The organism is Sphingomonas sp. (genome assembly GCF_036387535.1).
Taxonomy (GTDB): domain Bacteria; phylum Pseudomonadota; class Alphaproteobacteria; order Sphingomonadales; family Sphingomonadaceae; genus Sphingomonas_R.
In genome coordinates, this window is sequence record NZ_DASVTO010000147.1 from 1 (window position 1) to 12,651 (window position 12,651).

Annotated in this window: 13 protein-coding genes and 1 pseudogene; 10 read left to right on the plus strand and 4 right to left on the minus strand. The window is 67.5% G+C overall.

Going from position 1 to position 12,651, the window contains the following annotated elements:
* Nucleotides 1-394: pseudogene (locus VF649_RS13315) on the plus strand (glutathione S-transferase family protein); the annotation flags it as partial.
* 192 nt (nt 395-586) lie between these two features.
* Here the strand turns inward: VF649_RS13315 and VF649_RS13320 are convergent.
* Nucleotides 587-2,137: an alkaline phosphatase D family protein gene (locus VF649_RS13320; protein ID WP_331012443.1), complete on the minus strand. Its 1,551-nt coding sequence runs from the start codon at nt 2,135-2,137 to the stop codon at nt 587-589.
* 127 nt (nt 2,138-2,264) lie between these two features.
* A complete protein-coding gene (gene ubiG, locus VF649_RS13325; protein WP_331012444.1) occupies nt 2,265-3,005 on the minus strand; it encodes a bifunctional 2-polyprenyl-6-hydroxyphenol methylase/3-demethylubiquinol 3-O-methyltransferase UbiG in 741 nt (246 codons plus the stop codon).
* 69 nt (nt 3,006-3,074) lie between these two features.
* Here ubiG and VF649_RS13330 point away from each other — a divergent pair, with 69 nt between their 5' ends.
* From VF649_RS13330 to VF649_RS13350, 5 genes are all read left to right on the plus strand, one after another.
* A complete protein-coding gene (locus tag VF649_RS13330; protein ID WP_331012445.1) occupies nt 3,075-4,313 on the plus strand; it encodes an aspartate kinase in 1,239 nt (412 codons plus the stop codon).
* A 121-nt stretch (nt 4,314-4,434) separates the two neighbouring features.
* A complete protein-coding gene (locus tag VF649_RS13335; RefSeq protein ID WP_331012446.1) occupies nt 4,435-5,448 on the plus strand; it encodes an NAD(P)H-dependent flavin oxidoreductase in 1,014 nt (337 codons plus the stop codon).
* The gene (locus VF649_RS13340; protein WP_331012463.1) at nt 5,445-5,603 is read left to right on the plus strand and encodes a DUF1289 domain-containing protein; all 159 of its coding nucleotides are present in this window, start codon (nt 5,445-5,447) and stop codon (nt 5,601-5,603) included. Before VF649_RS13335 ends, VF649_RS13340 begins: the two co-directional genes overlap by 4 nt.
* A 143-nt stretch (nt 5,604-5,746) precedes the next feature.
* Complete coding sequence (locus tag VF649_RS13345) at nt 5,747-6,040, plus strand: hypothetical protein (RefSeq protein ID WP_331012447.1); 294 nt, start codon at nt 5,747-5,749, stop codon at nt 6,038-6,040.
* A 282-nt stretch (nt 6,041-6,322) separates the two neighbouring features.
* Complete coding sequence (locus tag VF649_RS13350) at nt 6,323-6,874, plus strand: hypothetical protein (RefSeq protein ID WP_331012448.1); 552 nt, start codon at nt 6,323-6,325, stop codon at nt 6,872-6,874.
* A 261-nt stretch (nt 6,875-7,135) separates the two neighbouring features.
* On the opposite strand, the gene VF649_RS13355 is transcribed toward VF649_RS13350, so the two are convergent.
* Complete coding sequence (locus VF649_RS13355) at nt 7,136-8,326, minus strand: penicillin-binding protein activator (protein ID WP_331012449.1); 1,191 nt, start codon at nt 8,324-8,326, stop codon at nt 7,136-7,138.
* 11 nt (nt 8,327-8,337) lie between these two features.
* On the opposite strand from VF649_RS13355, the gene rsmI reads away from it, so the two are divergent.
* The 4 genes from rsmI (at nt 8,338) to VF649_RS13375 (ending at nt 11,375) form a co-directional block, all read left to right on the plus strand.
* Complete coding sequence (gene rsmI / locus VF649_RS13360) at nt 8,338-9,204, plus strand: 16S rRNA (cytidine(1402)-2'-O)-methyltransferase (RefSeq protein ID WP_331012450.1); 867 nt, start codon at nt 8,338-8,340, stop codon at nt 9,202-9,204.
* A complete protein-coding gene (locus VF649_RS13365; protein ID WP_331012451.1) occupies nt 9,201-9,560 on the plus strand; it encodes a YraN family protein in 360 nt (119 codons plus the stop codon). The genes rsmI and VF649_RS13365 overlap by 4 nt, the downstream gene beginning before the upstream one ends.
* Nucleotides 9,561-9,826: 266 nt before the next feature.
* On the plus strand, nt 9,827-10,780 hold the full coding sequence (gene gshB, locus VF649_RS13370) for a glutathione synthase (protein WP_331012452.1): 954 nt from the start codon (nt 9,827-9,829) through the stop codon (nt 10,778-10,780).
* Nucleotides 10,773-11,375: a DedA family protein gene (locus VF649_RS13375; RefSeq protein ID WP_331012453.1), complete on the plus strand. Its 603-nt coding sequence runs from the start codon at nt 10,773-10,775 to the stop codon at nt 11,373-11,375. The genes gshB and VF649_RS13375 overlap by 8 nt, the downstream gene beginning before the upstream one ends.
* 178 nt (nt 11,376-11,553) lie before the next feature.
* On the opposite strand, the gene VF649_RS13380 is transcribed toward VF649_RS13375, so the two are convergent.
* A complete protein-coding gene (locus VF649_RS13380; RefSeq protein ID WP_331012464.1) occupies nt 11,554-12,453 on the minus strand; it encodes a tyrosine recombinase XerC in 900 nt (299 codons plus the stop codon).
* Nucleotides 12,454-12,651: the final 198 nt, after the last annotated feature.

The following is a 12,651-nucleotide window of genomic DNA, read 5'->3' on the forward strand; positions in this document are numbered from 1 at the left end:
CCGGCTGGTCGCCTGGTTCGATGAAAAGGTGCATCACGAGGTCGTCGCCCCGCTGATGCACGAACGCATGCTGAAACGCATCGTCCACCGCGCCTCGCCCGATGCCCGCGTCCTGCGCGAAGCGATGAAGGTCGCGAACTCGCATCTCGATTATGTCGACTGGCTGCTCGATCATCGCCGCTGGCTCGGCGGCCCGGTGCTCAGCCTCGCCGATCTCGCCGCCGCCGCGCATCTGTCGGTCGCCGACTATCTCGGCGGCATCGACTGGCGCGGCCATGATCGCACGAAGGAGTGGTACGCCGCCCTCAAAAGCCGCCCCAGCTTCCGCCCGCTGCTCAGCGAACGCATGGAAATCGTCAGCCCCCCGCCCCACTACGACAAGGTCGATTTCTAACGGTTTCGGCACCGCCGAAACCGTCATCCCGGCGAAAGCCGGGATCTCGTGAAGGTGAAGCGCCCACCCCAAGCCCCAACGAGAACCCGGCCTGCGCCGGGGCGACGATCATATCGCTAGACGACGACGATGACGATAGTGCCGGGGTGATGAACCGCCGCGCTGACGATCCCGACGGTCACCACACCCGCCTCAGGAAATCACCACCCCCACCTCCCCATGCGCCACCGTCGCCACCGCGCGCGTGCTGACCGTGCCGCCCGGCGTAGAGACCTTGTCCATCACCCGGAACCGCGACTCCCACCGCTCCGGCGTCACCGAACAGAGCAGATAGCCCCGCTGGTCATTGGTGAACGCCAGTTGCGGGTTGCGCGCGCGGATCTTGTCGGCATCGCGGCGCAGGTCCTGCCCGTCGCCACCCGACGTGATCGATGTCGACACGAATTCCACCGCCACCGGCACATCCTTCGCGGTCGCCAATACCCCCGCATAATTCTGATGCTCATCCCCGGTCAGCACCACGACATTGTTCAGCCCGCGCACCTGTTCCAGCACGCGCTCGCGCGGACTGAGATATCCGGCCCAGCTGTCCAGGTTGCGGATCGGCTGCGGCTCGTCCCCGGTCCGCCGGTCCAGCCGCATCATCATCACCTGCTGCGCCAGGCAGTTCCAGCGCGCCCGCTTCTCGCGCAGCGCCTTGCCCAGCCACGCTTCCTGCGTCGTACCCAGCACCTGCGCCTGCGGGTCGGCGGTGCCCGCGCAATCCGGCTTGAAATCGTCGCCGCACGGCTGGTCGGTGCGATATTGGCGCGTATCCAGGAAATGCGCGTCCAGCAGCGTGCCATAGCGCGCGCGGCGGTACATCGATATCCCGGCCGGCGTCGGCATCAGCCGCGCCCGCACCGGGCTATGTTCGTACCAGGCCTGGAACGCCGCCGCGCGCCGCAATGCGAAGATCGCCGGCGGGGTGCCATTCTCGTCGGTCAGGCCCGTCCAGTTGTTCTCGACCTCATGATCGTCGAACGTCGTCCACCACGGCGCGGCCGCATGCGCCGCCTGCAGGTCGGGGTCCTGCTTGTACTGCGCATAGCGCCGACGATAATCGTCCAGGCTGTAAAGCTCGTCGCCGATGTGCGACCGGACATAGGTGCGCGGCAATCCGTCATAGGCGATCGGCATCGGTGACGATCGCCGTTCGTAGATATAGTCGCCATAATGGAACACGAAGTCGATGTCCTCGTGCGCCATGTGGCGATAGGCGGTGTAGAGCCCGTCCTCATAATGCTGGCATCCCACCACCGCGAACCGTACCGCGCGCAGGTCGGCACCCGCCAACGGCATCGTCCTTGCCCGCCCCGCCGGGCTGCGTTCCCGCCCGACGGAGAACCGGTACCAATAGGGCCGGTCGGGCAATAGCCCCGCCACCTCGACATGCACCGAATGCGCCAATTCGGGCCGCGCCGTCGCCTTGCCCTGCTGCACCACCGTCTTGAACGCGGCGTCCGACGCCACCACCCAATCGACATCGATCGGCGCCATCGGCACCCCGCCGCCATCCACCAGCGGATCCGGCGCCAGCCGGGTCCAGATCACGAACCCGTCCACCGCCGGATCGCCCGACGCCACCCCAAGCCGGAACGGATATTGGTTGAACAGCATCTGCCCGTGCAGGATCGCCGGTGCCGCGAGCCCGGTTGCGGCCAGCCCCCCGATCAGGCCGCGGCGCGAAATATCCAGGGTCATCGAAACCGTCCTGATCTAAAATGAAACCGTTCGTGTCGCGCGAAGTCGAGACACCTTGCACGGCACCTGCGTCACGTCCCTCGGCTGCGCTCGGGACGCACGGAACGATTTCATCCGGTAGGGGCCATCATCGCACCGCCGTCAGCAGGTAGTTCATCCGCACATCGTCGCTCAGCACGAATCCCTTGGCCGGCGACAATGACAGTCCGGTGACATTCGTCACCCGCAACCCCGCGTGCGCCAGCAACGCGGTCAGTTCGTCCGGCATCAGGAACCGGTTCCAGTCATGCGTCCCCTTCGGGATCATCCGCCCGATCCGTTCGCCCACCGTGATCAGCGCCAGCCGCGACAGCGCGGTCCGGTTCGGCGTCGACATCACCAGCATCCCGCCGTCCGCCAGCGCGCGCGCCAGTCCCTGCACGAACGCCGCCGGGTCGGACACATGCTCGATCACCTCCATCGCACACACCAGGTCGAACCGGGCATCCGGCGCCAGCCCCTCGATCCCGCCGCTCTGATATGTGATCGCCAGCCCCTGTCCCGCGGCATGCACCGCGGCCGCCGCGATATTCTCCGCCGCCGCGTCGATCCCGGTCACCGCCGCGCCCATCCGCGCCAGCGGCTCGGCCAGCAATCCCGCGCCGCACCCGATATCCGCCGCGCTCCGCCCCGACAGCGGTCGCAACGCGCGCGGGTCGCTGTCCCAATGCCGGTCGATCGCATCGCGGACATAGCGCAGGCGCACGGGGTTCAGCCGGTGCAGCATCGCCGACGACCCGTTCGGATCCCACCATTCCTTGGCCATCGCCCCGAAATGCGCCGCCTCGTCCGGATCGATCGTTGCGGGCAGCGTCGTGGTTGCGTTCATATGTTGCGATCCCTATCAGGTGCCGGCCCCGCCTCGACAGGCTTTTAGCGAAGGATTTCGGCGTCAGCCATGGCACGTATCGTGATGAAGTTCGGCGGAACGTCGATGGCCGGGATCGAACGCATCCGCAACGTGGCGCGCCGCATCAAACATGAGGTCGACGCCGGGCACCAGGTCGCCGTGGTCGTCTCCGCCATGTCGGGCGAAACCGACCGGCTCGTCAATTTCTGCCGCGAAGCGTCGCCGCTCTACGATCCGCGCGAATATGACGTCGTGGTCGCCAGCGGGGAACAGGTGACGTCCGGCCTGCTTGCCATCGCGCTCCAGGCGATCGGCGTGCCCGCCCGTTCCTGGCTCGGCTGGCAATTGCCGATCCGCACGTCGGACGCGCACGCCGCGGCCCGCATCGGCGACATCGAAACCGGCTGGCTGACCGCAGGCGAAGTCGCGGTGATCCCGGGGTTCCAGGGGCTGACCGACGACAACCGCATCTCCACGCTCGGCCGTGGCGGGTCGGATACCTCGGCGGTCGCGGTCGCGGCGGCGATCCGCGCCGACCGCTGCGACATCTACACCGATGTCGACGGGGTCTATACCACCGATCCGCGCATCGTGCCGCGCGCGCGCAAGCTGAAGAAGGTGACCTACGAGGAAATGCTGGAACTCGCCTCGGTCGGCGCCAAGGTACTCCAGACCCGCTCGGTCGGGCTGGCGATGAAGGAACATGTCCGGGTCCAGGTGCTGTCCTCGTTCGACGAACCCGGCCCCAATGAAACCCCCGGCACGATGATCGTCGGGGAAGAGGAGATTGACGACGTGGAACGCCAGCACATCACCGGCATCGCGCATGACAAGAACGAGGCGAAGGTGACGCTCGTCGCCGTCCCCGATCGCCCCGGCGCGGTCGCCACCATCTTCTCGCCGCTGGCCGATGCCAGCATCAATGTCGACATGATCGTCCAGAATGTCGCGCATGATACGGGGTCGACCGACGTGACCTTCACCGTGCCGATGGCCGAACTCACCCGCGCGCTGGACGTGCTGGATCGGCAACGCGACACGATCGGCTTCACCCGGATCGTCCACGACACCGCCGTCACCAAGATCTCGGTGGTCGGCGTCGGCATGCGCAGCCACGCCGGCGTCGCGGCGCAGATGTTCACGTCGCTCGCGGACCGCGGCATCAACATCCTCGCCATCACCACGTCGGAGATCAAGGTCTCGGTCCTGATCCACGAAGACTATACCGAACTCGCCGTCCGCGTCCTCCACACCGCCTACGGCCTCGACGCCGAAGACGCGGCATGACAACGCGGTGATCCGGGCGGACCACGGCACCGTCATCCCTCTTGCCCCGCACCGTCATCCCGGCGAAAGCCGGGATCTCCCCTTGGCCTGATCCGCCCACGCCGGCATCGGAAAGCACATCATGACCACCTCCCGTCTCGACACCCTCATGCAGCGCGGCACCGATTTTCTCGGCACCCGCTATGCGATCATGGCCGGCGCCATGTCGTGGGTCAGCGAACGGCATCTGGTCGCCGCCATCTCGAACGCGGGCGGCTTCGGCGTGATCGCGTGCGGGGCGATGACGCCCGAACTGCTCGACACCGAAATTGCCGCGACCAAGACGCTGACGGATCGGCCGTTTGGCGTGAACCTCATCACCATGCACCCCGCCTTGACCGACCTCATCGCCATCTGTGCGAAGCACCAGGTCGGCCATGTCGTCCTCGCCGGCGGCCTGCCCCCGGCCGGCGCGATCGACCGGATCAAGGGGTCGGGCGCGAAACTGCTCTGCTTCGCCCCCGCGCTCGCGCTCGCGAAAAAGCTGGTCCGCTCCGGCATCGATGCGCTGGTGATCGAAGGGAATGAGGCCGGCGGTCATATCGGCCCGGTTTCCACCTCGGTTCTCGCGCAGGAAATCCTGCCGGAAGTCGCGGAGCAGCTGCCCGTGTTCGTCGCCGGCGGGATCGGCCGGGGCGAGGCGATCGCCGGCTATCTCGAAATGGGCGCCGCCGGGGTTCAGCTCGGCACGCGCTTCGTCTGCGCCACCGAATCGATCGCGCACCCCAATTTCAAGAGGGCGTTCATCCGCGCGTCCGCGCGCGACGCCGTCGCCAGTGTCCAGCTCGATCCGCGCCTCCCCGTCATCCCGGTCCGCGCGCTCAAGAACGCCTCGACCGAACTCTTCACCGCGAAACAGCGCGAAGTCGCCGGTCATCTCGATGAAAAACGGCTGGAGATGCTGGAGGCGCAACTCCAGATCGAACATTATTGGGCCGGCGCGCTCCGCCGCGCGGTCATCGACGGCGATGTCGAAAACGGCTCGGTCATGGCCGGCCAGTCGGTCGGCATGGTCAAGAAGGAGGAACCCGCCGCCGACATCCTCGCCACCCTGATCGCCGAAGCCGAAGCCGCCACCGACCGGCGCGCCGCCTGACCGTCCCCTCCCCCTGCACCGGCATCTGCCGCATCGAAGGCGACACCTGCGCCGGTTGTCTGCGCACGCTCGCGGAAATCGCGCAGTGGCCCACCGCCACCGACGCCGAGAAACGCGCCATCCTCGCGCGGCTCGCGGAGCGGACAGGGCGTTGACGCCCACCGGCCCGGAACACCACGCCCTTGGCGATGATCCTGGTCGAGACATCCGACAGCGCCTTTGTCCATCTGATCGCGGGGCGCGTCACCTGAGCCTGACCCGCCCGACCGGGCCCGTCGATCGCCCCGAAATGCTACGCATGCTCCGCGATCTCACCAACTGCATCCGCTCCGGCTTCGCTCCGGCCAATTGGATGATCGTCGATCACCGGGAGATTGTTGGCCCGTGCCCGGTGACGAAGCCGCCGGCCGCGCATGTCCTCGAAATCAGCTGCGGCACCGACCCCAGCCGCGGCCCGGTCACGGTCACCCCCGTTGCGGCGATCGGCGCGTCGGCTATGGGCCATCGCGATTATCGCATATCGGCGATCACCGGCAAAACCCTCCGCTCACAGCGAGCCGTCCCGGCAAGTTCTGTAACGCAACGGTTGTGAGAATATCCGCCAACGCACTGATCTGAGGACAGCGAACTGATCGGCTGGAGCAGCACGACCGGCTCCAAGAAGTCCGCACTCACGCTCGCATCACGCCCAGCCCAAACAACCGGACGAGTTACCGCGGGCCTGACCTTCACACGTTGCTGGATCCCAACCCAAGCCGTTTGCTGATGCAAAAATCAAAAGTTTTGCATCATGTGACGGGGTTCGAAAGCCGTAATCGTAAGCCACCAAATTGCAGCCATTCCCGAGGCACGAAGTGCTTGCTAGGATAGGTGCATGACAGTCGAACTCGCCCCCGGTGAACGGATCATTTGGCAGGGCCAGCCTACGCAAGGATTCCGGCTCTCGCCGCAAGACGCTTTTGCGGTCCCCTTTGCTGCGTTCTGGCTCTTCATGGTTTCGATGATGTTCTTGTTAGCGTTCACCGGGGAGATGAAGGAGGTCGATCCTCTTGCGTACGTCATCATGCCGGTTTTTATGCTGATAGGCTTATACATGCTAATCGGCCGCTTCTTCGTTGACCGGTTGGCGCGTCGGCGCGTCCAATACTATCTCACCACGGAGAGGGCAGTCATTGAAGGGGGTCTAGTCCGCCCTAATCGTAGGTCTATTAGCCTCGCTGCTGCACCCGAAATCCGGTTTAGAGGACGGCGAAATGGGCGAGGTACGGTCCAGTTCGGCTCAACAAACATGTTCGGGATGATGCCGCTGAGTTGGCCGGGAGCAAGTCAGTTCCTGCCGCCAGCGTTTGACGATATCGAAGACGCCGAGCGGATTTATAGCCTTGCCTTAGCCACACAGCGCGGTCTGCAACGCAAGGCAACCTGAGAGGGGCGACGGCAAATACCTGTTCAAACCGCGCACTCCTGATGCAAAACTCACAACTTTTGCATTAACGGGAAAACCACGGCAATGTCACCACTTCCATGACGCAGAAGTCTGATGCCATGGGGGAGGCATCAGCCATCATGGGCAGGCCGAGTATGAAAACATAACTGCCGCGGCTGGCATCAGGTCCATCGCCGCCAAGCGAAGTCTGCGCGTCCTCACCAACATCCGCCGCTCTGCTTTCGCCGCTCGTGCCGCGCCCTACTCAAACCCCTTCCCCGCCGGGGACACCACCACCGGCGTGCCGGTCGCGACCTGGTTCACCTCCAGCATGCGTTGCGCGATGCCGTCGCGGCCGAAGCGGAACGCGCCGTCGACGCCGCCGAACCCGCCCTTGTCCAGCAGCGCGCGTTCCGGGAACGGCGTGCCCACTTTCCAGTCCGCCGCGATCCGCACGGTCAGCAGCACCGCATCATAGCCCAGGCTGGCCAGCCGATATGGTCCGCGCCCGTACCGCGCCTGATATCGCTTGCCCAACTGGCGGTACATCGCATCGGGCACGCTGGCGTACCATGCGCCGTTCAGCACGCCGCCGCTGCGGATCGCATTGTCGGTCGCCCATAATTCGGTGCCCAGGATCTTCGCGCCGGGCGATGCGGTCTTCTTCAGCATCGGCGCCGCCTGCAACGCGATCCGCCCGCCATCGGCGATCAGCACCGCGTCATAGCCCTGTTCGCGCCCGAACCGGCCGATCGCCGCCTTCAGCGATGCGGGCGACCGGTCGAACGTCTGCATCGCGACCACCTGGCCGCCCGCCGCCTCCGCCGCGCGGATCAGCACCGCCGATGCGGTCCGGCCATAGGCGCCCGTCGGCACCAGCCCGGCAAAGCGGGTCATCCCCTTGCTGCGGGCATAGCCGACCACCCGCTCGATCGACTGCGCGGGGGAAAAACCGAGTAGATAGGTGCCGTTCCCCGCCACCGTCGCATCGTTGGAAAAGGCGATGACCGGCACCCGCGCCGCGCGCGCCGCCGCCGACACCGCGCGCACATCCTCGCCCAGCAACGGGCCCAGGAACAGGCGGTTGCCGTCTGCCAGCGCCTTCTGCGCCGCCGCATCCGCGCCGGTGGCGGTGTCATAGGTCGTGATGCGCACCTTGCCCGCGCCGGTATCCAGCAACGCGAGCGTCGCCGCGTCGGCGATCGACCGGCCCACCGCCGCGTTCGGCCCGGTCATCGGCACCAGCAACGCCACCCGGTGCCGCGCCACGTCGTTCGGCAACCCGCCCGGCACCGGCGCGGGCTCCGGCTGCGCGGGGACGGGCGGCGGCGGCGGTCCGCCGTCGCGACCACGCGGCACGATCGTCTGGCACCCGCCCAGCAGCAGCGCCGCCAACAGCCCCGCCCCGATAAAACGCCGCGACGGTTGCGGGCGGTCATGCGCCTCTGCCATGTATATCCCCTATGAACCAAAGCCCGACGAACCACGGCGATGCGCGTCTCGATCCCGGTCTCTACATCGTCGCGACCCCGATCGGCAACTTGGGCGATCTGTCCCCGCGCGCCGCCGGCATCCTGGCGCGCGCCGACGTGATCGCGGTGGAGGACAGCCGCGTCACGGCCAAGCTGTTGAATCATATCGGCACCAAACGCCGGATGATCCCCTATCACGATCATAGCGCCGATCATGTCCGCGCCGATCTGATCGCGCGGCTCGCGACGCAGGCGGTGGCGCTGGTGTCCGATGCCGGCACGCCGCTGATCTCCGATCCGGGGTACAAGCTGGTTCGCGACGCGCGCGCCGCCGGCCACCCGATCGTCACCATTCCCGGCCCCTGCGCCGCCATCGCCGCGCTCACGCTCGCCGGGCTGCCCACCGATCGTTTCCTGTTCGCGGGCTTCCTGCCGCCGAAGGACAAGGCGAAGGCGGATGCGATCGCCGAACTTGGCGCCATCCGCGCCACGCTGATCCTGTACGAAAGCGGCCCGCGCCTGCACGCCACGCTGACCGCGCTCCATGCCGGCCTGGGCGATCGCGACGCCGCCGTCACCCGGGAAATCAGCAAATCCTACGAAGAGGCGGTCGGCGGCACGCTCTCGGTGCTTGCCGCCCGCTATGCCGACGCCCCGCCGCGCGGCGAAATCGTGATCGTGGTCGCCCCCCCGGGCGCGGCGCCGCCGCCCGAAGCCGACACCGTCGACGCGCTCCTCCGCGACGCCGTCGCCCGCCTGCCGATGGCGAAGGCGGCGAATGCGGTGGCAAAGGCGACCGGTCTCGACAAACGCGAACTCTACGCCCGCGCGCTGGCGTTGCGGGGGTCGGTCGAATGACCCCCAACCCCCGTCGGGCGGCGGAGCGGCGCGGACGGGTCGGGGAAACCGCCGCCTGCTGGTGGCTGCGGCTGAAGGGCTGGACGATCCTCGACCGCCGCGTCCGCACGCCGCGCGGCGAAATCGACATCGTCGCCCGCCGCGGCACGCTGGTCGCCTTTGTGGAGGTCAAGACCCGCGCGACCGGTCCCGAACTGGACCACGCGCTTGATGAACCCCGCCTCGCCCGCGTCGCGGCGGCGGCGGAAATCCTCGTGCCCCGCTATGCCAGGCCGGGGGACGACATCCGCATCGACGTCATCCTCATCGCCCGCGGCACGGGGGTGCGGCATATCGAAAATGCGTGGATGGGCTAAGTCCCACCCCTCCTTGCCGCAAACCCCGTTTGGTTCGAGCCTGTCGAGCCCCCTTCCTAAACTCCGTTCGGTTCGAGCCTGTCGAGAACCCTGCGTAGAGTTCTCGACAGGCTCGAACCAAACGGAACCGGGTGCGACGAATCTACGTCGTGTGATCATGGGCAAAACCAAACCCATGTCGCACATCCGGAATAATGCCGAAGGATGACAGCCGCCCGACCCCCGGCTAGACAGCACGCCAAAGCGCAGCCCCCCGGAGACCCTGCATGAGCCTCACCGTCGCGGTCCAGATGGATCCGCTCGAAACGATCAAGATCGCCGGCGACTCCACCTTCGCGCTGATGCTGGCGGCCCAGGCGCGCGGCCACACGCTCTACGCCTATGGCCCGGCCGACCTCAGCTATGACCGCGGCCAGGTCCGGGCGACGGCGCGCCCCGTCACCGTCCGCGCGCAACCGGGCGATCATTTCACCGCCGGCGAACCCGTGACGATCGATCTCGCCGACGATGTCGACGTCGTGCTGATGCGCCAGGATCCGCCCTTCGACCTCGCCTATATCACCGCCACCCATCTGCTCGAACGGATCGCGGATCGCACGCTGGTGGTGAACGACCCCGCGTCGGTCCGCAACGCGCCCGAAAAGCTGTTCGTGCTGGATTATGCGCGGTTCATGCCGCCCACCCTCATCACGCGCTCGCTGGACGATGTGCGCGCCTTCCACGCCGAACAGGGCGAGATCGTCGTGAAGCCGCTTTACGGCAATGCCGGGTCGGCGGTGTTCCACGTCGCCCGCGCCGACAAGAATCTCGCCGCGCTGGTCGAACTGTTCGGGGAGGTGTGGCGCGAACCCTTCATGGTGCAGGCGTTCCTGCCCGACGTATCGGAAGGCGACAAGCGCATCGTGCTGGTCGACGGAGTCGCCACCGGCGCGATCAACCGCCTGCCCAAATCGGGGGAAATCCGCTCCAACCTCGCTGCCGGCGGTGCCGCGCACGCCACCGAACTGACCGCGAAGGAACGGGAAATCTGCGACGCGCTCGGCCCCGAACTGGCGCGACGCGGGCTGATCTTCGTGGGGATCGATGTGATCGCCGGGCATCTCACCGAAATCAATGTCACCTCTCCGACGGGTATCGTCGCGATCGATCGGTTCAACGGCACCGATACGCCCGGTATGATCTGGGATGCGATCGCCCGCCGGCTGGCCGCGCGTGGCTGATTGGGTCCGGCATTTGATCGAAGGCGGGGGCTATGCCGGCGTCGCCTTCCTCATGTTCCTGGAAACCGTGTTCCCGCCGGTCCCGTCGGAAATCATCATGTCGTTGGCGGGGTTGCAGGCGTCGCGCGGCACCATGACGCTCTGGGGCGTCATCCTGTGCGGCACCGCCGGCGCGATGCTCGGCAACATCGCCTGGTATTATGTCGCGCGCTGGCTCGGCATCGATCGCCTGCGGCCGCTGGTCGATCGCTTCGGCCGTTTCCTGACCATGGACTGGCGGGAGGTCGAACGCGCCGACCGGTTCTTCGATCGCTGGGCCGGCGGGTTCGTCTGCATCGGCCGCATCGTGCCCACCATCCGCTCGCTGGTGTCGGTGCCTGCCGGGCTGTTCGGCATGCCGCTTGTCCCGTTCGTGCTCTGGTCCACCATCGGCACCGCCGGCTGGACCGGCGCGCTCGCCACCGCCGGCTATCTGCTCGGCCGCAACTATGGCGACATCGACGCCTATCTCGGTCCCGCCTCCACCGCCGTCGTCCTGCTCCTGCTGCTCTGGTATTTCTACCGCGTCCTCACCTGGAAACCGCGCGGGAAATGATCGCGGATCGCCCCCTCCCCCACCACGCGCGCAGGCTGACGCACCCCGGATCGACATGCCACAGCAGCGTCACCCCGGCGAACGCCGCGATCTCCCGCCGGTAAAGCGCGACCTTAAGCCAGACGAGGTCCCGGCCGCCGCGGGGATGACCAGCGGGCAAAGATCGATCACCACGCCCTTACGCCCGCGGATGCGCATTGCGGTACACGTCCAGCAGATGCGCCGCATCCACCGCGGTATAGACCTGCGTCGACGACAGGCTCGCATGGCCCAGCAATTCCTGCAACGACCGCAGATCGGCGCCGCGCCCCAACAGGTGCGTGGCGAAACTATGCCGCAACGCATGCGGCGTCGTCCGCTCCGACAGGCCCAGCCGCCCGCGCGCCGCGCGCACCACCCGCCGGATCAGGTCGGCCGACAGCGGCCCGCCCTTCGCCCCGCGGAACAGCGGCGCGTCGCGCGCCAGCGGCCACGGGCACAGCGCGACATAGCGTTCGATCGCGGCCCGCACCGGCGCCAGCACCGGCACCAGCCGGGTCTTGGCCCGCTTGCCCGTCACCAGGATGGCATCGCCGATCGGCAGGATCGCGGGCGTCAGCGCCATCGCCTCCCCCACGCGCAGCCCCGATCCATACAGCAGCAGCAGCACCGCCGCATCGCGCGCGCCGATCCATGCCACATCCTGCTCGCCCGCATCCTCGACCAGCCCGATCGCGTCCGCGGGCGAAACGGGGCGGGGCACGCCGCGTTTCACGCGCGGCCCCTTCAATCGCGGCGTCGGCGCGCCCGCAAAGGCCAGGAACCCGCGCACCGCCGACAATTCCCGCGCCGCGCTGGCATTGCCGATCCCCTCCGCGCGCCGCTTCGCCAGGAACGCGCGCAGGTCGCCCGGCGACAGCGCCGCCAGCACCGCCGCATCCACCGCCTCGCCGCGATACCCGCCCAGAAAAGCGATCAACCGATGCGCCCCCGCCACATAGGCGCGCGCCGTGTGCACCGACATCCGCCGATCCGCGACCAGATACCGATGCCAGTCCGCCGCAATGAGACGCGCGGGATGATCGTCCAGATCGGGCATCTTTCCGCTACCACCGGAACCCGTCACCACCGACCTCCACTCACCGGCCGCCACGCACCGCTCGCCCGACCTGTCCACCCGACCCGCCTCCAACCCACCGTCATCCCGGCGAACGCGGGGATTCCCCTGCGGCTGGTGCCACCCCGAGCCGCACGGATACCCGCCGCCGCCGGATGACGAGGAGCACGCGACACCGCG